The following is a 20758-nucleotide window of genomic DNA, read 5'->3' as shown; positions in this document are numbered from 1 at the left end:
TGCCCCGGACCTGGTGCCCCGCCTCGGAAGGGTCTAGCCGCAGCGGCGGGCCACGTAGCCGTCGCTGCCGGTGTGGATGTAGGCGTCGGAGGCGTACTCGCCCGGCGCGATGTTGTCCCAGATGTTGGTGGTGCCGTACGGGCCGGTGACCCAGGTGCCCGGCGTCTGGCAGTAGATCGCCACCGTGCTGCCCGCCGCGAGCGAGCGGACCACCGGGTACTGGGTGCCCGGGCCCGAGCGGACGTTGAGCCGGGTGCCCGGGGCGACCGCGTAGCGGATGGTGGTCGTGCTGGCCGATTCGGTGCTCATCGCAGACTCTCCCCCGTGGATGGTGACGCAAAAGCGCTCCGCCGAGATTCACTCTCCGCGACGCGCAGGCTAGCAAGCCACACCGACATCGGCCGCACCATCGACTAGGCTCCGTGCGTCGCGCACGCGCGCGATTCGGACGGGCAACCCACGGGGGTCGGCGATGCCGCCGTTGCGCAGTACCGGTGCGGACCGGGAAGCGGAAGGGCCCGAGTACGCGGGCGAGTACCGGCTCCAGGCCACTCTCGGCGCCGGTGGCATGGGCGTGGTCCACCTCGCCACCTCCGCCTCCGGGCTGCGGCTCGCGGTCAAGGTGGTGCACGCACAGTACGCGGAGGACCCCGAGTTCAGGGCGCGTTTCCGCCAGGAGGTCGCCGCCGCGCGGCGGGTCAGCGGCGCGTTCACCGCACCCGTCGTGGACGCCGACCCCGAGGACGTACGCCCCTGGATGGCGACCCTCTACGTGCCCGGCCCCACGCTCGCCGACCAGGTGAAGCGGAGCGGCCCGCTGTCCCCCGCGGAGCTGCGCCGCCTGACGGCCGGGCTCGCGGAGGCGCTGCGCGACATCCACCGGGCCGGGGTGGTGCACCGGGACCTGAAGCCGAGCAACGTGCTGCTCACCGACTCCGGGCCCAAGGTGATCGACTTCGGGATCTCCCGGCCCGTCGACAGCGACCTGCACACGGAGACCGGGAAGCTGATCGGCTCGCCGCCGTTCATGGCGCCCGAGCAGTTCCAGCGCCCCCGGGAGGTCGGGCCCGCCGCCGACGTCTTCGCGCTCGGCTCGGTGCTCGTGCACGCGGCGACCGGTCATGGGCCGTTCGACTCGGACAGCCCGTACATCGTGGCGTACCAGGTCGTCCACGACGAGCCCGACCTGACCGGCGTCCCCGAGGAGCTCGCGCCGCTGGTGGCCCGCTGCCTCGCCAAGGAGCCGGCCGAGCGGCCGAGCCCCGCCGAGATCATGGCGGCGCTCAAGCCCCCCTCGTACGACGCGACCGCCTTCATACCGGCCCAGCGCAGGCCCGCCCTCGCGCCCCCGCCGACCGGCCCGGCCCCCTCCTGGGACGCCGCGACCCCGGTCCGGGTGCCCGCTCCGCCGCGCCGCCGCCGCAAGCGGCTGCCGGTCGCCCTCGGGGTCGCGCTGCTGCTCGCCACGGGCGGCACCGTCGTCGCGCTCTCGCACGGGAAGCCGCCCGCGCCCCGGCACCCGGCCGAGGCCGCCGAGGCCTTCAGCGGCTGGCGGACCGTGCTGTGGAAGGGCGACGACCCCTCGGCGCCGTCCTGCGTCCATGACGCGGGCGCCCTGTTCTGCGCGGGCCGCGGGGTCGCCGCCGCCCGGCTCGACCCCGCCACCGGCAAGGTCGTCTGGTCGCGGCCGGGCCCGGCCGACCTGATCGGCCCGCAGGCCCCGGCGCCGCTCGCGGGCGGCCCGCTCGCCGCCGCCACCGCCACCGGCGTACTGCGGACGTACGCGCCCGCCGACGGCACCCCGGGCTGGCACCGCGAGGCCGCCGCCCGCCCCGAGCGCTTCACCGCGGCCGGCGACGCCCTGGTGCTCTCCGACGGCAGCCCCACCCTGCGGGGCCTCGACGGCGCCGACGGACGACAGCTGTGGCACCGCGCGCTGCCCGGCCACACCTTCCCCGTACCGGGGCCCTACGACTCCGCCACCGGGCTGCTCACCGTCTCCGAGCAGCTCGCCGAGGGCGCCCGCACCCGGGTCACCGTCGTCCGGCCGCGCACCGGCGAGGTCGTCTGGCAGAAGAAGCTGACCGGCATGCTCACCCCGGTCGGCACCGCGCCCGGCGGCGCCGTCGTCCTGCTCTCCGCCGACCGGACCGGCCGCGCCGACGCCCTGGTCCGCTACGAACCCGCGCGCCAGGCCGTGCGGCGGATGCCCTTGCCGTACATCGTCAACGAGCCGTACCTCGTCCTGCGCGGCGACACCGCCTACCTGCTGACCCCGGCCGGGCGGCTGACCGCCATGGACGCCTCCGGCGCGCGCGTACGGGTGCTGTGGGAGCTGGAGACCGGCACCTCCAACGTCTCCCCGCCCGTCGTGGCCGCCGACGGGCGGCGGCTCTACCTGTCCTCGTCCGACGGGCGGCTGCTCGCCGTCGACACCGCGCGCGGCGCGCTGCTCGGCACGACCGGGCCCCGGCTGCGCGACGGGCGGCTCGCCTACGCGCCGTCGGTGCCCGCGCCGGTCGCCGCGGGCGGCCGGGTCTTCGGGACGGCGCCCGACGGGTCGGTCTTCGCGGTCGACGCGAAGGACCCGGGGGCGTGGTGACGGTGCCGGACGGCACGTAGACGAGGAAGGGCGGGACCCGATCGGGTCCCGCCCTTCCTCGTACGCCCGTCGTTCAGCCCAGCTTCGACACGTCCCGGACCGCGCCCTTGTCCGCGCTCGTCGCCATCGCCGCGTACGCGCGCAGCGCCGCCGAGACCTTGCGCTCGCGGTTCTTCGGCGCGTACACGCCGTTCATCGCCGCGCGGCGGGCTTCGAGGGTGGTCTCGTCGACGAGCAGGTCGATCGAGCGGTTCGGGATGTCGATGCGGATCCGGTCGCCGTCCTCGACGAGGGCGATCGTGCCGCCGGAGGCCGCCTCCGGGGAGGCGTGGCCGATGGACAGGCCGGAGGTGCCGCCGGAGAAGCGTCCGTCCGTGATCAGGGCGCAGGTCTTGCCCAGGCCGCGGCCCTTGAGGAAGGAGGTCGGGTAGAGCATCTCCTGCATGCCGGGGCCGCCCTTGGGGCCCTCGTAGCGGATGACGACGACGTCGCCGTCCTTGACCCGCTTGTTGAGGATCTTCTCGACGGCCTCGTCCTGCGACTCGCAGACGACCGCCGGGCCCTCGAAGGTCCAGATGGACTCGTCGACGCCGGCCGTCTTCACGACGCAGCCGTCGACGGCGATGTTGCCGCGCAGCACGGCGAGGCCGCCGTCCTTGGAGTACGCGTGGGCCGCGTCGCGGATGCAGCCGGCGGCCGCGTCCACGTCGAGGCTGTCCCAGCGCTCGGACTGCGAGAAGGCCTCGGCGGAGCGCACGCAGCCGGGGGCCGCGTGGAAGAGTTCGACGGCCTCCTCGGAGGCGGCGCCGCCGCGCACGTCCCAGGCGTCCAGCCACTCCTTGATGGAGCGGGAGTGCACCGAGTGGACGTCCTCGTTGAGCAGTCCGGCGCGGTAGAGCTCGCCCAGGATGGCGGGGATGCCGCCGGCGCGGTGCACGTCCTCCATGTAGTACGTGCCGCGCGGCGCGACGTTCGGGGCGACCTTGGCCAGGCAGGGGACGCGGCGCGAGACCTCGTCCATGTCGCTCAGGCCGTACTCCAGCTCGGCCTCCTGGGCGGCGGCGAGCAGGTGCAGGATCGTGTTGGTGGAGCCGCCCATGGCGATGTCGAGGGCCATGGCGTTGTCGAAGGCCGCGCGGGTGGCGATGTTGCGCGGCAGGACGGAGGCGTCGTCCTCGTCGTAGTAGCGACGGGTGATGTCGACGACCGTGCGGGCCGCGTTCTCGTAGAGGGCGCGGCGGGCGGTGTGGGTGGCGAGGACGGAGCCGTTGCCGGGGAGGGAGAGGCCGATGGCCTCGGTCAGGCAGTTCATCGAGTTGGCGGTGAACATGCCGGAACAGGACCCGCAGGTCGGGCAGGCGTTCTCCTCGATGCGGAGGATGTCCTCGTCGGAGACCTTGTCGTTGACGGCCTCGGAGATCGCGTCGACCAGGTCGAGGGTGCGGACCGTGCCGTCGACGAGGGTCGCCCGGCCGGACTCCATGGGGCCGCCGGAGACGAAGACGGTCGGGATGTTCAGGCGCAGGGCGGCCATCAGCATGCCCGGGGTGATCTTGTCGCAGTTGGAGATGCAGATCAGGGCGTCGGCGCAGTGCGCCTCGACCATGTACTCCACGCTGTCGGCGATCAGGTCGCGGGAGGGCAGGCTGTAGAGCATGCCGCCGTGGCCCATGGCGATGCCGTCGTCGACGGCGATCGTGTTGAACTCGCGGGCGATGCCGCCGGCCGCGGTGATGGCCTCGGAGACGATCCGGCCCACCGGCTGGAGGTGGGTGTGGCCGGGGACGAACTCGGTGAAGGAGTTGGCGACGGCGATGATCGGCTTCCGGCCGATGTCGGCCCCCGGTACACCGGAGGCGCGCATAAGGGCGCGTGCGCCCGCCATGTTGCGGCCGTGGGTGACAGTGCGGGACCTCAGCTCGGGCATCGTCGCTCGCTCCTCCGGTGACGGGTGTGCTTGCAGTCGAGCGTACGCTCCGGCTCCAAGATCTGGACACGGGGTCCGGGATACGAGACGGATGTTCAGTACGCGGGCGGGCTCGGCGCGGTCGCGGGCGGGTGCCCGGTCGCGGGCGGCCGCCCGAGCGCGTGCGCCCGCCCCGTCGCGTACGCCCGCCCGGTCACGGCTGCGTCAGGTAGCGCTGGAGCGTCGGGGACACCTGGGCCACGATCTCCTCCGGGTCCGCCGAGGCCAACGGCTCGACCTGGATCACGTACCGCAGGATCGCGATGCCGATCATGTGCGAGGCCGCCAGCTCCGCCCTCAGTCGCGGATCCGGTACGTCCAGGTCGGCGGCGATCCGCTCCAGGAGCCGCCGCAGCACGAAGCCGCGCAGCACCTTCGCCGCCGCCTCGTGGGTCAGCGCGGAGCGCACCACGGCCAGCAGCGGGGCGCGGGTCGCCGGGTTCTCCCACACCGAGAGGAAGAAGCGGGCCAGGCGCTCGCCGATCGCCTCGCGCGGGCCGCCGACGATCAGCGGGATCGCGGTGGCCGGCTCGAAGGAGACCTCGATCGCCGCCGCGAAGACCTCGTCCTTCGTACCGAAGTAGTGGTGCACGAGCGCCGGGTCGACCCCCGCCGCCTTCGCGATCCCGCGCACGGAGGTCTTGTCGTAGCCCCGCTCGGCGAACTGCGTCCGCGCCGCCTCCAGGATCCGCTCGCGCGCGCCCGGCTCGGAGTCGGCCGACGTACGGGACGGCCGGCCGCGCCGCCGGGGGGACGGCTCCGTCACGGGCGGGGGGCCTTGCCGGTCCTGGCGGCGGCCAGGTGCAGCCGGGTGAAGGCCAGGGCCTCGGCGAGGTCGGCCTCCCGTTCGGCGGAGGACATCGCGCGGCGGGTGTTGACCTCGATGACGACATGCCCGTCGTAGCCCCGGCGCGCCAGGCCCTCCAGGAGCTCCGCGCACGGCTGGGTGCCCCGGCCGGGCACCAGGTGCTCGTCCTTGGCGGAACCGCGCCCGTCGGCGAGGTGGACATGGCCCAGCCGGTCGCCCATCCGGTCGACCATGGCGAGGGCGTCGGCGCGGGCGGTCGCCGTGTGCGAGAGGTCGACGGTGAAGTGCCGGTAGTCGTCCTTGGTGACGTCCCACTCGGGGGCGTACGCGAGCATCTCGCGGTCCTTGTACCGCCACGGGTACATGTTCTCGACGGCGAAGCGGACGTCCGTCTCGTCGGCCATCCGCCAGATGCCGGTCACGAAGTCGCGCGCGTACTGGCGCTGCCAGCGGAACGGCGGGTGGACCACGACCGTCGAGGCGCCCAGCTTCTCGGCGGCGGCCCGGGCGCGCTGGAGCTTGACCCACGGGTCGGTGGACCAGACCCGCTGGGTGATCAGCAGACAGGGCGCGTGGACGGCCAGGATCGGGACCTGGTGATAGTCCGACAGGCGCCGCAGCGCCTCTATGTCCTGGCTGACCGGATCGGTCCACACCATGACCTCGACACCGTCGTAACCGAGGCGCGCGGCGACCTCGAAGGCCGTCGCCGTCGACTCCGGATAGACCGAGGCCGTCGACAGGGCGACCTTCGCATCCGGGACGCGCACCGCTGGTTCTGCCACGGGGACAGGGTACGGGGCGGGCCACGGGGCCGGGGGGTGGTTCCGGTCACGCCCGGGGCGGCTCCCGGGCGTCGCCTGGGCGTCCCTGGGCGGCTCGCGGACGGCTCCCGGGCATCCCGTGGGCGTCCCCAGGCGGCTCCCGGACGGCCCCCGGGCGTCCCTCCGGCGCCCCCCCGGGGCGCCCCCCCAGGGCATTCCTCGGGCGGCCGCCCGCCTACCGGAGCGCGTCCGGCAGGTGGTCCAGGCGGCGGAGGATCACGCCCTCGCGGAGGGCCCAGGGGCAGACCTCCAGCTCCTCGACGCCGAACAGGTCCATCGCGCCCTCGGCGACCAGGGCGCCCGCCAGGAGCTGTGCGGCGCGGCCCTCGGAGACGCCGGGGAGCGCCGCGCGCTCGGCGACGGTCATGGCGGCCAGCCGGGGGACCCACTCCTCCAGGGCCTTGCGGGACAGGGTCCGCTGGACGTACAGGCCGAAGCCCGAGCCGGGGGCGCCGGCGATCCTGGCCAGCTGCCGGAAGGTCTTCGAGGTGGCCACGACGTGGTCGGGGCGGCCGAAGCGGCTGAACTCGCCGACCGTCCGCGCGATCTGCGCCCGCACATGGCGGCGCAGCGCCTTCACGTCGGCCGGGTCCGCCGGGTCGCCGGGCAGCCAGCCGGAGGTGAGGCGGCCCGCGCCGAGCGGCAGGGAGACCGCCGTGTCGGGCTCCTCGTCGATGCCGAAGGCGACCTCCAGCGAGCCGCCGCCGATGTCCAGGAGGAACAGCTTGCCCGCGGACCAGCCGAACCAGCGGCGTGCCGCCAGAAAGGTGAGCCGGGCCTCCTCCTCGCCGCTGAGGACCTGGAGCGCGACCCCGGTCTCCGCCTCGACGCGGGCGAGCACCTCGTCGGCGTTGCTGGCCTCGCGCACCGCCGAGGTCGCGAACGGCAGCACCTCCTCGCAGCCCTTGTCCTCGGCGGCGACGAGCGCGTCGCGGACGGTGGCGACGAGCCGCTCGACCCCCGCGTCAGCGATGGCGCCGCGCTCGTCGAGGAGCTCGGCGAGGCGCAGCTCCGCCTTGTGGGAGTGGGCGGGCAGCGGGCGGGCGCCGGGGTGGGCGTCCACCACCAGCAGGTGCACTGTGTTCGAACCGACGTCGAGGACTCCGAGTCTCATGGACGGAACGCTACTGCGCGCACCCGCATACGCTTGGCGTTGTGCCAAAGACGAAAAAGGCGAAGCCGGGCAAAGACAGCACCGGGGACCACGCCAGCCGGGGCGACGACGCCGTGAAGACGGCCAGGACCGCGCACGCGGCCAAGGCCGTGAAAGCCGTGAAAGCCGTGAAGGCCGGGAAGGCTTCCAAGAAGGGCGGGAAGGCCGCCGAGCCCGACGAGAAGGGGCTCGACTTCCCGCGCGCATGGGTGGAGTTCCCCGACCCGGACGACGCGGAGCAGGTCTACCGCTGCGACCTGACCTGGCTCACCTCCCGCTGGACGTGCATCTTCGGCAACGGCTGCCAGGGCATCCAGGAGGGCCGGGCGGACGACGGCTGCTGCACGCTGGGCGCGCACTTCTCCGACGAGGACGACGAGAAGCGGGTCGCCGGGTACGTGGAGCGGCTGACGCCCGAGCTGTGGCAGTTCCACGACGTCGGCGCCGAGACGGGCTGGGTGCAGCTCGACGAGGACGGCGACCGGCAGACCCGCCGCTGGCAGGGGTCCTGCATCTTCCAGAACCGTCCGGGCTTCGCGGGCGGCGCGGGCTGCTCGCTGCACATCCTGGCCGTGCGGGAGGGCCTGGAGCCGCTGGAGACCAAGCCGGACGTGTGCTGGCAGCTGCCGGTGCGGCGGACGTACGACTGGATCGACCGCCCGGACGACAGCAAGGTCCTCCAGGTGTCGATCGGCGAGTACGACCGGCGCGGCTGGGGCCCCGGCGGCCACGACCTGCACTGGTACTGCACGACGGCCACCTCGGCGCACGTGGGCGGCGAGCCGGTCTACGTCTCGTACCGGCCCGAGCTGGTCGAGATGATGGGCGAGGCGGCGTACGAGGTCCTCGTCGGCCTGTGCGAGGCGCGGCTGGCCTCCACGCTGCCGCTGGTGGCGCCGCACCCCGCCGACCCGGTCCAGATCAAGGGATAGATCAGGGCGCGGACGGCCCCGGGTCCTGGCTCGGGGGCCCGCCGGTGCCGCCCTCCGAGGCGGTGGGCGCGGGTGTGGGCTCGGTCGTCGGCTCGGTGGTGGGGGGCTGGGCGGTCGGCTCCGTCGTCGGTTCGGTGGTCGGGGGCTCGGTGGTCGGCTCGGTCGTGGGCTGCGTGGTCGGGGGCTGGCTCGTCGGACGCGTGGTCGGCTGCGTCGTCGGCTCCGTGGTCGGCGGCTTCGCCCCGTAGCCGTCGATGCGCAGCACCGCGCCCGAGGGGTCGACGCCGACCCGGGCGCTCCAGGCGCCGGCCGGTTCGCGGGAGCGGTCCACGGAGATCCGGACGGTGACCGACTCGCCCGGGCGCAGGGTGCCGGAGGCCTGGCTGACGTACAGCCAGGGGGCGTCCGACCACAGCGACCAGACGGCGGGCGAGCCGCCCTCGTTGGTGAGGGTGAGCAGGGTCGTCGCCCCGCTGCCGCGCGCGGCGACCGTGATCCGCGCGGGCGCCGGCTGCCCCGGCAGCGTCGGGGTGGCGGGCCCACCGGGGCTGATCACCTCGACGGACACGTCCGGCGAGCGGCTGCCGCGCGTGAAGCGGGGGTCGGGGGTGGTGCGGGCGTTGCCCGCGTTCTCGTAGCGCTCGTACGGGCGGCCGTCGGCGGCCGGGCCCCGCGCGTCGCCCGGCTCGTCCGCCTCGCGCGCGCTGATCCTGGCCGCGTCCTGGCCCTCGCCCCCCTCGGGCGTGCCCCGGTACGACGCCCACAGCGCGAGCACGGGGGCGGCGACGACCGCGGCGACCACGGTGGTGGTGACGGCCCTGGTCCGCATCCGGTCGCGGCGGGCCGCGTGGTCCTTGGGGTCCATGGGGAAGCCGGTCGGCCCGAACCTCGGGGCGCCGGCCCTGGCCCGGGGCACGTGCAGCATCGCCACGTAGGCAGCGGCCCGCGGCGCCTCCACGAGCGGCAGCCGGCCCGGCCGCCCCGCCACCGCGCCCGGCCACGGCCCGCCCGCGCCCGCCCGCTCGGCGGCCCGGCGGCAGCGCGGGCAGTCGTCGACGTGCCGGACCAGCTCGGCCCGCAGCGCCGCCGAGAGCAGCACCTGGTGGTCGCCGGTGAGCCCGGCCACGGTCGGGCAGTCGCCGGTCTCGACGACGGCGAGCGCGGCCCGGGTGCGCTCCACCTCGCAGGCGGCGGTGGACAGCAGCTCGCGGGCGGCGACCGGGTCGAGGGTGAGCACGGCGGCCAGCTCGCGGTGTCCGAGCCCGTGCCGGACGGCCAGCTCCAGGGCCTCGCGCTGCTCCGGGGTGGTGCCGGCGGCCTCGGGCCAGGCGAGCGCGGCCAGTTCGAGCCGACGGCGCTCGGCGACCTCCGGCGACACCCGGGGCGGCGCGGGCGCGGCGACGGCGGGCCGTCCGGTGTGGGCGCCCTGCCGCCTGCGCCGCTGCTCGCCGAGGCTGCGCAGACAGGCCCAGCGGGCGAGGGCGTAGAGCCAGGCCCTGCGCCCGCCCTCGTCGGAGGGGCAGCGGCCGTGGTGGCGCTCGGCGATGGCGAGGACGTCGCCGAGGACGGCGGTGGCCGTGTCGTGGTCGCACAGCACCGAGAGGCAGTAGGTGAACAGGCCGTCCAGATACTCCTCGTAGCGCGCGGGCGGCCGCTGACCGAGGGTGCGGGGGCCGTCGGTGGTTCGGGCGGGGGAAACCGGCCTGCTGCTCGTCACTGGGCGACCGTAGGCAGGGGGGCGGGGGGTCTTCGGACCGCTTGCACACTTTTAATCCGTACGGGTGAAGCTATCGCTCGAAGGGGGACAGGAAGCCGGGGCTCCAGCCGGTTTCCGGGCGGGGCGGTCCCCGTCCGCTCCCCGTCCGCTCCCCGTGCTGTCGGCCCGCTGTCAGTGGCGGCCGATACGGTGTGGCGCATGGCTGCCCGTACGAAAACCGCCAAGGACCGGCCGTCCTACCGCTGCACCGAGTGCGGCTGGCAGACGGCCAAGTGGCTCGGCCGCTGCCCCGAATGCCAGGCATGGGGGACGGTCGAGGAGTACGGCGCGCCCGCCGTGCGGACCACCGCCGCCGGGCGGGTGTCCACCTCCGCGCTGCCCATCGCCCAGGTCGACGTCCGGCAGGCCACCGCGCGGAGCACCGGCGTCGACGAGCTGGACCGGGTGCTCGGCGGCGGGCTCGTGCCCGGGGCGGTCGTGCTGCTCGCCGGGGAGCCCGGCGTCGGCAAGTCCACGCTGCTGCTCGACGTCGCCGCCAAGGCCGCCAGCGACGAGCACCGCACGCTGTACGTGACGGGCGAGGAGTCCGCGAGCCAGGTCCGGCTCCGGGCGGACCGGATCAACGCGCTCAGCGACCATCTGTACCTGGCGGCCGAGACCGACCTCTCCGCCGTCCTGGGCCACCTGGACGAGGTCAAGCCCTCGCTGCTGATCATGGACTCGGTGCAGACCGTCGCCTCCCCCGAGATCGACGGCGCCCCCGGCGGCATGGCCCAGGTCCGCGAGGTCGCCGGGGCGCTCATCCGGGCGTCCAAGGAGCGGGGCATGTCCACGCTGCTCGTCGGCCATGTCACCAAGGACGGCGCCATCGCTGGACCGCGCCTCCTGGAGCACCTGGTCGATGTGGTGCTGCACTTCGAGGGCGACCGGCACGCCCGGCTCCGCCTGGTCCGGGGCGTGAAGAACAGGTACGGGGCGACCGACGAGGTCGGCTGCTTCGAGCTGCACGACGAGGGCATCACCGGGCTCGCCGACCCCTCGGGCCTCTTCCTGACCCGCCGTGACGTCGCCGTGCCCGGCACCTGCCTGACGGTCACCCTGGAGGGCCGCAGGCCGCTGGTCGCCGAGGTGCAGGCGCTGACCGTGGACTCCCAGATCCCCTCGCCGCGCCGCACCACCTCGGGTCTGGAGACCTCCCGGGTCTCGATGATGCTGGCCGTCCTGGAGCAGCGGGGCCGGATCAGCGCCCTGGGCAAGCGGGACATCTACAGCGCCACCGTGGGCGGCGTGAAGCTGTCCGAGCCCGCCGCCGACCTGGCCATCGCCCTCGCGCTGGCCTCCGCCGCCAGCGACACCCCGCTGCCGAAGAACCTGGTCGCGATCGGCGAGGTCGGGCTCGCGGGCGAGGTCCGCCGGGTCACCGGCGTCCAGCGCCGGCTCGCCGAGGCGCACCGTCTCGGCTTCACCCACGCCCTGGTCCCGACCGACCCGGGCAAGGTGCCGGCCGGCATGAAGGTGACCGAGGTCGCCGACATCGGGGACGCCCTGCGGGTCCTGCCGCAGGGCCGCCGGAGCCGTACGTCCGAGGAGGGGTAGGGAGCGGTCCCGGGCGCCGTCCCCGGCCCCGTCCTCGGCGCGCGGCGGAGGGGCGCGGGGTGGTGTCGCTAGACTTTGCCCTGGTCTCGCCCATCCGTACGAGCCGGAGGAGTGCAGTGGCAGCCAAGGACAACGAGGCACTGATGCGTGCGTCGCTCAGCGCCGTCGCCCCCGGCACCGCCCTGCGCGACGGTCTGGAGCGCATCCTCCGCGGCAACACGGGCGGCCTGATCGTCCTCGGCATGGACAAGACCGTCGAGTCGATGTGCACCGGCGGTTTCGTCATCGACGTCGACTTCGCCGCGACCCGGCTGCGCGAGCTGTGCAAGCTGGACGGGGCGATCGTCCTCGACAAGGACATCTCCAAGATCCTGCGGGCCGGTGTCCAGCTGGTGCCCGACGCGTCCATCCCCACCGAGGAGACCGGCACCCGGCACCGCACCGCGGACCGGGTCTCCAAGTCGTGCGGCTTCCCGGTGGTCTCGGTCTCCCAGTCGATGCGGCTGATCGCGCTGTACGTCAACGGCGAGCGGCGCGTCCTGGAGGAGTCGGCGGCGATCCTGTCCCGCGCCAACCAGGCGCTCGCCACCCTGGAGCGGTACAAGCTGCGGCTCGACGAGGTGGCCGGCACGCTCTCCGCCCTGGAGATCGAGGACCTGGTGACCGTCCGGGACGTCACCGCCGTCGCCCAGCGCCTGGAGATGGTCCGCCGGATCGCCACCGAGATCGCCGAGTACGTGGTGGAGCTCGGCACCGACGGGCGGCTGCTCTCCCTCCAGCTCGACGAGCTGATCGCGGGCGTGGAGCCGGAGCGCGAGCTGGTCGTCCGGGACTACGTGCCCGAGCCCACCGCCAAGCGTTCCCGCACGGTCGCCGAGGCGCTCACCGAGCTGGACGCGCTGACCCACGCCGAGCTGCTCGAACTGCCCATAGTGGCGCGGGCGCTCGGCTACACCGGCTCCCCCGAGACGCTGGACTCGGCGGTCTCGCCGCGCGGCTACCGGCTGCTCGCCAAGGTGCCGCGACTGCCCGGCGCGATCATCGAGCGGCTCGTGGAGCACTTCGGCGGGCTGCAGAAGCTGCTCGCGGCGAGCGTGGACGACCTCCAGACCGTGGACGGCGTCGGCGAGGCCCGCGCCCGCAGCGTCCGCGAGGGCCTCTCACGGCTCGCGGAGTCCTCGATCCTGGAGCGGTACGTCTAGGCGTACGCGCAGGAGTACGCGCAGGAGTACGCCTCCGAGGGCGTACGGCTCCGGGACCTCGTGGGCCCGGGCGGCGTCCCGCCCCGGATCCTCGCGGCCCCGTCAGTCCTTGGCCAGCGTGAACGACGCCGGAAGCACCTTCACGCCCGGCATCGCCGCCTCCACCAGGTAGGTGCCCGGGCCGACCTCGCCCGCCGGGGCGGTCGCGCACTTCGGGGCGCTCTGCCTGCGGTCCCACTCCACGGTGTGCGTGATCGTCGTCTGCGCGGGGACCTTCAGGAACAGCGGTCCCGCCGGGCGGGGGCAGTCCTTCGACGACCAGATCTCGGCGCTCTTGGTGTCACTGATCGTCAACACCGCGCCGGCCGGGCCGAGATCGGCCTTGCAGGCCGCCGCCGAGGTGTTCTTCACGACCAGGTGGAAGCGGGGCTTCTCGCCGGGCTCGTAGCTGACCTTGGTGCTCTTCAGCGTCAACTGCAGTGCTCCCGGGGCGCAGTTCGGCAGCGGAGAATTGGCCGGAACCTGCTGTCCCGCGCCCGTGCCCGCGCCGCCGTCGCCGCCGGCCCCGTCGGTGTCGCCGTTCTTGCCGCCGGTCGCGGCTCCCGTGTCCGCGCCCGTGCCCGGGTCCGTACCCGCGTCGCCGCCCGTGCCGTCGCCGCCCGCGCTGCCCGCGCCGCCGTCCGACTCGTCGCGGCCGCCCGGCCGTTGACTGATCGCCGGACCGGTGCCGGAGGGCCCGGGGGTGATCGAGGGCGCGGGAGAAGAGCCGTTGGCGGAGTCGCTCGGCTTCTTCCCTTGCCCGCCACCGGAGGTGAAGGCCCAGAGGGCGATCAGCGCGAGGAGGGCAACCAGGCACAGCGCCACGGCCCTCCGACGCCAGTAGATGGAGGAGGGAAGCGGCCCGACCGGATTGCGCAGAGATCCCACGCCACGAACCTTACGAGAGATCACGGCCGACTCCCGCCCCACCCGCCGCCCCAGGCATCAAGTTTTGCCGATGATCACATCCCGGCGGGAGCGGGAACCGGGGGACGACTCCGTCCGTTCCCGCCCGTTCCGCCCCTGGTGTGGAGCGGAGTGCTCCGGATGCCGGTTACCGTCGACCACCATGGACAACCTCCCTGACCTCTCCGACGGCCTGTATCTCGACATCACGGAGTTCGCGCACTCCACCCCGCACTGGTTCCAGCAACTGGCGGAGGTATGGACGGAGCTCGGGCTGCTGCTCTTCGGGGTGCTGTTCGCGGCCGGCTGGTGGCGGGCCCGCCGGGGGTCGGACGACGCGATGGCGCTGGCGCTGCTCGCGCCGCTCGCGACGGCCTTCGGCTATGTGGTGAGCGAGGGGCTGAAGTCGCTGGTGGACGAGGACCGTCCGTGCCGCGCGGTCGCCGGGGCGCCCGCCTCGCTCGTCGCGTGCCCGCCGCACGGCGACTGGTCCTTCCCCTCCAACCACTCCGCCATCGCGGGCGCCGCGGCCGTCGCGCTCGCCCTGTCCTGGCGCGGCCTGGTCTGGCTGACCGCGCCGATGGCCCTGCTCATGGCCTTCTCCCGGGTCTTCGTCGGCGTCCACTACCCGCACGACGTGACGGTCGGCCTGCTGGTCGGCGGCGCGGTCGCGTTCCTCGTCGTGAAGGCGGCGAAGCGGCCCGTCCGCTCCGTCGTCCGGGCGGCGCGCACCAGCCGGAACGGCGCGGTGGTGTGGTGTGCGGGGCGCGGGCTCCCCGCACACGCCTCCGCGCGCCCCGGGGGCGTGCGCCACGGCGCGTACTGATCGCCCGGCGGACGTGCCAGGATCGGGGGTGCCATGACTTCGACTCTCCCCGGTTCCCCCGGGACCTCCGCCGTAGCCCCCGCAGCCCCCTCCGAGCTGCACGGGCCCGTCCTCGCCTGGTTCGACCGGCACGCCCGCGACCTGCCCTGGCGCCGCCCCGAGGCGGGGGCGTGGGGTGTGATGGTCAGCGAGTTCATGCTCCAGCAGACGCCCGTGGTGCGGGTGCTGCCCGTCTACGAGCAGTGGCTCGCGCGCTGGCCGCGCCCCGCCGACCTGGCCGCGGACGCGCCCGGCGAGGCCGTCCGCGCCTGGGGCAGGCTCGGCTATCCGCGGCGCGCGCTGCGGCTGCACGCGGCGGCCGTGGCCATAGCGGAACGGCACGGCGGCGACGTGCCGAGCGACCACGCGCAGCTGCTCGCGCTGCCCGGGATCGGCGAGTACACGGCCGCCGCGGTGGCCTCCTTCGCGTACGGACAGCGGCACGCGGTCCTCGACACCAATGTGCGCCGGGTCTTCGCGCGGGCGGCGACCGGCGTGCAGTACCCGCCGAACGCCACCACCGCCGCCGAGCGCAGGCTGGCCCGCGCCCTGCTGCCCGAGGAGGAGGCGACGGCGGCCCGCTGGGCCGCGGCCTCCATGGAGCTGGGCGCGCTCGTCTGCACCGCGAAGAACGAGGACTGCGGGCGCTGCCCGCTGGCCGACCGGTGCGTCTGGCTGCGGTCCGGCAAGCCCGCCCACGACGGGCCGCCCCGGCGCGGCCAGACGTACGCGGGCACCGACCGGCAGGTGCGGGGCAAGCTGCTCGCCGTCCTGCGGGAGGCCGTGGACCCGGTGAGCCAGGCGGCGCTGGACGCGGTCTGGGACGAGCCGGTGCAGCGGGCCCGCGCCCTGGACGGGCTGGTCGCCGACGGCCTGGTCGAGCCCCTGGACGACGGGCTCTACCGGCTCCCGCTCTAGGCCGATCCGGGCCGATCCGGACGTCGCATCTCCGCTGTTACACAACCGATGGGCAGCCGTGCGTCCGCCGACGGCTGCCACGCACAACCCCGTGACACGGGCTCCGTAGCGTCTTCGACGTAAGCGGACAAGGCTGGTCACGGGGTTGGAGGCGGTTCGGCATGGCGCACGGCGAGGTGCTCGATTTCGAGGAGTACGTACGCACGCGACAGGACGCGCTGCTGCGCAGCGCCCGCCGTCTCGTGCCCGATCCCGTGGACGCCCAGGACCTGCTCCAGACCGCGCTGGTCCGGACGTACGGCCGCTGGGACGGTATCGCCGACAAGTCGCTCGCGGACGCCTACCTCCGCCGGGTGATGATCAACACCCGCACCGAGTGGTGGCGCGCCCGCAAGCTGGAGGAGGTCCCCACCGAGCAGCTGCCCGACGCCTGCGTCGACGACGCCACGGAGCAGCACGCCGACCGGGCCCTGCTCATGGACATCCTGCGGGTGCTCGCGCCCAAGCAGCGCAGCGTGGTCGTGCTGCGCCACTGGGAGCAGATGAGCACGGAGGAGACGGCCGCCGCGCTCGGCATGTCGACCGGTACGGTGAAGAGCACGCTCCACCGCGCGCTGGCCCGGCTGCGGCAGGAACTGGAGAGCCGGGCCGCCGACGGTGACACCCGCGCGCTGGACGCGGGGGTCCTGGAGCGCACGACCGTACGAGGCGAACGAGAGCGGGAGCGGTGCGCGGCCTAGGCACCAGAGAACGGGCGGCGAGCTACACGGCGGTGGCCGGGCTCGCCGCCGTCGGCGTGCTCGTCGCCGGCTGCTCGACCGGTGGCACCGGCTCGCGCGACGAGGGCGCGGCCCGTTCCGACGAGGTCGCCTCGACCGCCCCGGCGACCTCGCCGCCGCCCGCCGCCTCGGTGGAGAGCGGCGCGGCGAAGGCCGCCGACCGGGTCGACCCGATCGCGCTCCTGAAGTCCGACCCGAAGATCGGCCAGCGCCTGAAGGCCGACCTGAAGCCGTGCACCGCGGACGCCTACCCGGTGGACACCTCGTACGGGAACCTCACCAACTCGACCTCGCCCGACGTCGTCGTCAACGTGATGACCTGCGGCGACGCCGTCGGCATCGGCACGTACGTGTACCGCGAGGAGAACAACAAGTACACGAACGTCTTCATGGCCGAGGACGCCGCCGTCTACGGCACGATCGACCGCGGCGACCTGATCGTCACCAAGCAGGTGTACGCGAAGGGCGACCCCGTGGCGTACCCCTCGGGTGAGGACGTCATCACCTACCGCTGGTCGGGGAACAAGTTCACCCAGCACGACTGGGTGCACAACGACTACAGCAAGGCCGTCGGCGACGGCGGCATCGACGGTGCCGCGCCCTCGCCGACCGAGCCCGGCGCGAACTGAAGGGCGGCAGGCGCACCATGGCCGAGACCCATGTCCTGTTCGTCGAGGACGACGACGTCATCCGTGAGGCCACCCAGCTCGCCCTGGAGCGGGACGGCTTCACGGTGACCGCCATGCCCGACGGGCTGTCCGGTCTGGAGGCCTTCCGGGCGCACCGCCCCGACATCGCGCTCCTGGACGTGATGCTGCCCGGCATGGACGGCGTCAGCCTGTGCCGGCGGATCCGCGACGAGTCGACCGTGCCGGTGATCATGCTGTCGGCGCGGGCCGACTCCATCGACGTCGTCCTCGGCCTGGAGGCGGGCGCCGACGACTATGTGACCAAGCCCTTCGACGGCTCCGTCCTGATGGCCCGGATCCGGGCGGTGCTGCGCCGTTTCGGCCACGCCGGCGGTCCGGCCGCCGGGGACGGCGGGCGGGAGGAGGCCGCCGAGGTCGGGCTGCTCGCCTTCGGCGACCTGGAGGTCGACACCGAGGGCATGGAGGTGCGCAGGGCCGGGGTGCCGGTCGCGCTCACCCCGACCGAGATGCGGCTGCTCCTGGAGTTCTCCACCGCGCCGGGCACGGTGCTCTCCCGTGACAAGCTGCTCGAACGGGTCTGGGACTACGGCTGGGGCGGCGACACCCGCGTGGTCGACGTCCATGTGCAGCGGCTGCGCACGAAGATCGGCCAGGACCGGATCGAGACGGTCCGCGGTTTCGGTTACAAGCTCAAGGGATGAAGCAGGTCAGCAGGTGGTGAAGGGGCTCGCCCTCCGTACGGGGGTCCGCTGGAAGATCGCCGTCGCCATCGCGGCGGTCGGCGCTCTCATCGCGGTCACCCTCAGCCTCGTCGTCCACAACGCGGCCCGTGTCTCGATGCTCGACAACGCGCGCGACGTGCAGATGTGGCGGCTGCTCTTCGCGCAGCGCGTGTACGAGACCTCCAAGCCGAAGGAGCCGCGCTTCGGCACCAAGATCAACGACCCGGCGCTGCCGGCCCAGCTGGACCAGCTGATGCGCGACAAGCGGCGCGGCACCTACGTCCAGGAGCACCGCAGCGGCCCGCCGGACGTGTGGGCGGCCGTGCCGCTCGCCAACGGCGACGTGCTCTCGCTGCACGTCCCCTTCGCCGACCGCAGCGCCACGATCATGAAGGACCTGGACCGGGCCCTGATCATCGGCTCGGTGTCGGTGGTCTTCGGCGGCTGCGCGCTCGGCGTCCTCATCGGCGGGCAGCTCTCCCGGCGGCTGCGCAAGGCCGCCGCGGCGGCCGGCCGGGTCGCCCAGGGCAACACCGACGTGCGGGTCCGGGACGCCATCGGCGGAGTCGTACGGGACGAGACCGACGAGCTGGCCCGCGCGGTCGACGCCCTCACCGACGCCCTGAACGAGCGGATCGAGGCCGAGCGGCGGGTCACCGCGGACATCGCGCACGAGCTGCGCACCCCGGTCACCGGGCTGCTCACGGCGGCCGAGCTGCTGCCGCCCGGCCGGCCGAGCGAGCTCGTACGGGACCGGGCGCAGGCCATGCGGACCCTGGTCGAGGACGTCCTGGAGGTGGCCCGGCTCGACAGCGCGTCCGAGCGGGCCGAGCTCCAGGAGCTCGCGCTCGGCGAGTTCGTGGAGCGACGGGTACGGGTGCTCGACCCCGAGGCGGTCGTACGGGTCGTCCACGAGTCCTGGGTGAGCACCGACCCGCGCCGCCTGGAGCGCATCCTGGGCAACCTCCTCGCCAACGCGGCCAAGCACGGCAAGGGCCCGGTCGAGGTCACCGTCGAGGGCCGCGTGGTCCGGGTGCGGGACCACGGCCCCGGCTTCCCCGAGGCCCTGCTCCAGGACGGCCCGAGCCGCTTCCGTACGGGCAGCAGCGACCGCGCGGGCCAGGGCCACGGCCTGGGCCTGACCATCGCGGCCGGCCAGGCCCGAGTCCTCGGCGCCCGCCTGACCTTCCGCAACGCGGCCCCCGAGGGCACCCCGGAGGGCTCCGGCGGCGCTATCGCGGTCCTGTGGCTTCCGGAGCATGCCCCGACGACCACGGGGAGTTTCCCGGTGCTGCGGCTGCCTGACTAGGCGGGGGCTCTTGGGTCATGGCTACGGCCCCCCTCGTCGGTGACGAGGGGGGCCGTGGGGTGTGCGGGGGGTGCGGGCTCGGTCAGACGGGGTCAGACGGTCTCGGCGACCTCGGTGGCCCCGGCGGCCTTGGTGGCCTTGGGCACCCCGGTGACCTCCGCGGCCCCGTCAGCCCCGGCGACCTCCGCGCCCTCGACGGCCCCGGCGCCCTCCGCGCCCTCCGCCTTGGCCGGGCCCGTGCCGCGCAGGGCCACCTCCTTGACGAAGAAGGCGAGGGCGAAGCCCAGGACGGCGACGGCCGCGCCGACCAGGAAGGCGGAGTGGGTGCCGGCCGCCACCGCGTGCTGGTACGCCTCGCGCACCGCCTCCGGCAGCCGGGCCAGGCTGGCCGCGTCGAGCTGCGCCGAGTGCGCGGTCGCGGCGCCGCCGCCGCGGGCCGCCATCTCGTCCTGGACCTTGCTCGTGAACAGGGCGCCCATGATGGCGACGCCGAACGAGGAGCCGAGGGTCCGGAACAGGGTGGTCGAGGAGGACGCGACGCCCATGTCCTTCATCTCGACGCTGTTCTGCGCGACGAGCATCGTGATCTGCATCAGGAAGCCCATGCCGGCGCCGAGGACGGCCATGTAGACACCGGAGAGGAAGCGGGTGGTGTCCGTGTCCATCGTGGAGAGCAGGTACAGGCCGCCCATCATCAGCGCGCCGCCGATGATCGGGAAGACCTTGTACTTGCCGCTGTTGGTGGTGACCCGGCCGACGACCAGCGAGACGACCATCATCGACAGCAGCATCGGCAGGAGCAGCAGGCCCGAGTTGGTGGCCGAGGCGCCCTGGACGGACTGCTGGAACAGGGGCAGGAAGAGCACCGCGCCGAACATCACGAAGCCGGTGATGAAGCCGATCAGGGACATCAGGGTGAAGTTGCGGCTGCGGAAGATGTGCAGCGGCATGATCGGGTCGCTCGCGCGGGTCTCGACGAAGAGGAAGGCCGCGAGGGCCAGGACGCCGCCGACCGCGAGGCCGACGATGGTGGCCGAGCCCCAGGCGTACTCCGTGCCGCCCCAGGTGGTGACCAGCACGATCGCGGTGATGCCGAGGGTCAGCAGGCCCGCGCCGAGGAAGTCGATCCGGGTGCCCGTGGCGCGCTGCTTCTTCGGCAGGTGCAGCACGGCGGTGACCATGGCGAGGGCGACGACGCCGAGCGGCAGGTTGATGTAGAAGGACCAGCGCCAGCCCCAGTGGTCGGTGATGGAGCCGCCGACGAGCGGTCCGCCGATCATGGCGAGGGCCATCACGCCGGCCATCATGCCCTGGTACTTGCCGCGCTCGCGGGGCGGGATCAGGTCGCCGATGATCGCCATCACGCCGACCATCAGACCGCCGGCGCCCAGGCCCTGGACCGCGCGGAAGCCGATGAGCTGGCCCATGTCCTGCGCCATGCCGCTGAGCGCGGAGCCGATCAGGAAGATCACGATCGAGGTGAGGAAGACGCCCTTGCGCCCGAACATGTCGCCCAGCTTGCCCCAGATCGGGGTGGAGGCGGCGGTGGCCAGGGTGTAGGCGGTGACGACCCAGGAGAGGTGCTCCAGGCCGCCGAGCTCGCCGACGATGGTCGGCATCGCGGTGCCGATGATCATGTTGTCCAGCATCGCGAGCAGCATCGCGATCATGAGGGCGAGCAGGACGACACGGACGCTGCGCGGCTGCCGATCCTCCACCGTGGCCGGTTCCTGACCAGTCTGTTTCGTCGCCATGTCGCGCTCCCCGTTT

Annotated in this window: 18 protein-coding genes; 10 read left to right on the top strand and 8 right to left on the bottom strand. The window is 74.0% G+C overall.

The genetic code is table 11. The annotated features are described in order from the left end of the window. Positions 1 to 33: 33 nt before the first annotated feature. Positions 34 to 309, bottom strand: a complete 276-nt coding sequence (locus tag ABTZ54_RS22955) for an SH3 domain-containing protein (RefSeq protein ID WP_351666147.1) — start codon at positions 307 to 309, stop codon at positions 34 to 36. A gap of 163 nt (positions 310 to 472) precedes the next feature. Here ABTZ54_RS22955 and ABTZ54_RS22950 point away from each other — a divergent pair, with 163 nt between their 5' ends. Continuing rightward, a complete protein-coding gene (locus tag ABTZ54_RS22950; protein ID WP_351666145.1) occupies positions 473 to 2602 on the top strand; it encodes a serine/threonine-protein kinase in 2130 nt (709 codons plus the stop codon). Positions 2603 to 2675: 73 nt separating this feature from the next. Here the strand turns inward: ABTZ54_RS22950 and ilvD are convergent, their stop codons facing one another. The 4 genes from ilvD to ABTZ54_RS22930 form a co-directional block, all read right to left on the bottom strand. Continuing rightward, a complete protein-coding gene (gene ilvD / locus ABTZ54_RS22945; protein WP_351666143.1) occupies positions 2676 to 4529 on the bottom strand; it encodes a dihydroxy-acid dehydratase in 1854 nt (617 codons plus the stop codon). Positions 4530 to 4722: 193 nt separating this feature from the next. Further along, on the bottom strand, positions 4723 to 5334 hold the full coding sequence (locus tag ABTZ54_RS22940; protein WP_351666141.1) for a TetR/AcrR family transcriptional regulator: 612 nt from the start codon (positions 5332 to 5334) through the stop codon (positions 4723 to 4725). Continuing rightward, a complete protein-coding gene (locus tag ABTZ54_RS22935) occupies positions 5331 to 6161 on the bottom strand; it encodes a sugar phosphate isomerase/epimerase family protein (protein WP_351666139.1) in 831 nt (276 codons plus the stop codon). The genes ABTZ54_RS22940 and ABTZ54_RS22935 overlap by 4 nt, the downstream gene beginning before the upstream one ends. A 214-nt stretch (positions 6162 to 6375) precedes the next feature. After that, entirely contained in the window at positions 6376 to 7314 is a 939-nt protein-coding gene (locus tag ABTZ54_RS22930; RefSeq protein ID WP_351666137.1) for a Ppx/GppA family phosphatase, read from the bottom strand. Positions 7315 to 7355: 41 nt separating this feature from the next. On the opposite strand from ABTZ54_RS22930, the gene ABTZ54_RS22925 reads away from it, so the two are divergent. Further along, entirely contained in the window at positions 7356 to 8285 is a 930-nt protein-coding gene (locus tag ABTZ54_RS22925) for a DUF3109 family protein (RefSeq protein WP_502997295.1), read from the top strand. Between the two features lies 1 nt (position 8286). On the opposite strand, the gene ABTZ54_RS22920 is transcribed toward ABTZ54_RS22925, so the two are convergent. After that, entirely contained in the window at positions 8287 to 10002 is a 1716-nt protein-coding gene (locus ABTZ54_RS22920; protein WP_351666135.1) for a BACON domain-containing protein, read from the bottom strand. Positions 10003 to 10200: 198 nt separating this feature from the next. Here ABTZ54_RS22920 and radA point away from each other — a divergent pair, with 198 nt between their 5' ends. Together radA and disA are read left to right on the top strand one after the other, a co-directional pair. Next, on the top strand, positions 10201 to 11598 hold the full coding sequence (gene radA / locus ABTZ54_RS22915) for a DNA repair protein RadA (RefSeq protein WP_351666133.1): 1398 nt from the start codon (positions 10201 to 10203) through the stop codon (positions 11596 to 11598). 143 nt (positions 11599 to 11741) lie between these two features. Beyond that, positions 11742 to 12800 (top strand): DNA integrity scanning diadenylate cyclase DisA, encoded by a 1059-nt coding sequence (disA, locus tag ABTZ54_RS22910; protein ID WP_351666177.1) that lies wholly within the window; start codon positions 11742 to 11744, stop codon positions 12798 to 12800. A 102-nt stretch (positions 12801 to 12902) separates the two neighbouring features. Here disA and ABTZ54_RS22905 read toward each other — a convergent pair whose 3' ends face one another. Beyond that, positions 12903 to 13727, bottom strand: a complete 825-nt coding sequence (locus ABTZ54_RS22905) for a hypothetical protein (RefSeq protein ID WP_351666131.1) — start codon at positions 13725 to 13727, stop codon at positions 12903 to 12905. Between the two features lie 181 nt (positions 13728 to 13908). Between ABTZ54_RS22905 and ABTZ54_RS22900 the strand changes: the two genes are divergently transcribed. The 6 genes from ABTZ54_RS22900 (at position 13909) to cseC (ending at position 18988) form a co-directional block, all read left to right on the top strand. After that, entirely contained in the window at positions 13909 to 14571 is a 663-nt protein-coding gene (locus ABTZ54_RS22900; RefSeq protein ID WP_351666129.1) for a phosphatase PAP2 family protein, read from the top strand. Positions 14572 to 14604: 33 nt separating this feature from the next. Beyond that, positions 14605 to 15528: an iron-sulfur binding domain-containing protein gene (locus ABTZ54_RS22895; protein WP_351666127.1), complete on the top strand. Its 924-nt coding sequence runs from the start codon at positions 14605 to 14607 to the stop codon at positions 15526 to 15528. Positions 15529 to 15689: 161 nt separating this feature from the next. After that, positions 15690 to 16268 carry a SigE family RNA polymerase sigma factor gene (locus tag ABTZ54_RS22890; RefSeq protein ID WP_351666125.1) on the top strand — a complete coding sequence of 193 codons (579 nt, stop codon included), beginning with the start codon at positions 15690 to 15692 and terminating at the stop codon, positions 16266 to 16268. Next, positions 16256 to 16936 (top strand): hypothetical protein, encoded by a 681-nt coding sequence (locus tag ABTZ54_RS22885; protein WP_351666123.1) that lies wholly within the window; start codon positions 16256 to 16258, stop codon positions 16934 to 16936. Before ABTZ54_RS22890 ends, ABTZ54_RS22885 begins: the two co-directional genes overlap by 13 nt. Positions 16937 to 16953: 17 nt before the next feature. After that, the gene (gene cseB / locus ABTZ54_RS22880; RefSeq protein WP_351666121.1) at positions 16954 to 17658 is read left to right on the top strand and encodes a two-component system response regulator CseB; all 705 of its coding nucleotides are present in this window, start codon (positions 16954 to 16956) and stop codon (positions 17656 to 17658) included. Positions 17659 to 17674: 16 nt separating this feature from the next. After that, positions 17675 to 18988 (top strand): two-component system sensor histidine kinase CseC, encoded by a 1314-nt coding sequence (cseC, locus tag ABTZ54_RS22875; protein WP_351666175.1) that lies wholly within the window; start codon positions 17675 to 17677, stop codon positions 18986 to 18988. Positions 18989 to 19080: 92 nt separating this feature from the next. Here the strand turns inward: cseC and ABTZ54_RS22870 are convergent, their stop codons facing one another. Next, positions 19081 to 20742, bottom strand: coding sequence for an MDR family MFS transporter (locus ABTZ54_RS22870; RefSeq protein ID WP_351666119.1), 1662 nt, complete (start codon positions 20740 to 20742; stop codon positions 19081 to 19083). Positions 20743 to 20758 lie beyond the last annotated feature (16 nt).

This window comes from Streptomyces sp. NPDC094032 (assembly GCF_040303965.1).
Classification (GTDB): domain Bacteria; phylum Actinomycetota; class Actinomycetes; order Streptomycetales; family Streptomycetaceae; genus Streptomyces.
The sequence above is the reverse complement of the archived record's forward strand: the minus strand, read 5'-3'. Positions and strand labels throughout refer to the sequence as shown.

Coding starts and splice junctions, on each gene's coding strand:
- ABTZ54_RS22955 (WP_351666147.1), bottom strand. CDS start 309: ATGAGCACCGAATCGGCCAGCACGACCACCATCCGCTACGCGGTCGCC.
- ABTZ54_RS22950 (WP_351666145.1), top strand. CDS start 473: ATGCCGCCGTTGCGCAGTACCGGTGCGGACCGGGAAGCGGAAGGGCCC.
- ilvD (WP_351666143.1), bottom strand. CDS start 4,529: ATGCCCGAGCTGAGGTCCCGCACTGTCACCCACGGCCGCAACATGGCG.
- ABTZ54_RS22930 (WP_351666137.1), bottom strand. CDS start 7,314: ATGAGACTCGGAGTCCTCGACGTCGGTTCGAACACAGTGCACCTGCTG.
- radA (WP_351666133.1), top strand. CDS start 10,201: ATGGCTGCCCGTACGAAAACCGCCAAGGACCGGCCGTCCTACCGCTGC.
- disA (WP_351666177.1), top strand. CDS start 11,742: ATGCGTGCGTCGCTCAGCGCCGTCGCCCCCGGCACCGCCCTGCGCGAC.
- ABTZ54_RS22900 (WP_351666129.1), top strand. CDS start 13,909: ATGGACAACCTCCCTGACCTCTCCGACGGCCTGTATCTCGACATCACG.
- ABTZ54_RS22895 (WP_351666127.1), top strand. CDS start 14,605: ATGACTTCGACTCTCCCCGGTTCCCCCGGGACCTCCGCCGTAGCCCCC.
- ABTZ54_RS22890 (WP_351666125.1), top strand. CDS start 15,690: ATGGCGCACGGCGAGGTGCTCGATTTCGAGGAGTACGTACGCACGCGA.
- cseB (WP_351666121.1), top strand. CDS start 16,954: ATGGCCGAGACCCATGTCCTGTTCGTCGAGGACGACGACGTCATCCGT.
- ABTZ54_RS22870 (WP_351666119.1), bottom strand. CDS start 20,742: ATGGCGACGAAACAGACTGGTCAGGAACCGGCCACGGTGGAGGATCGG.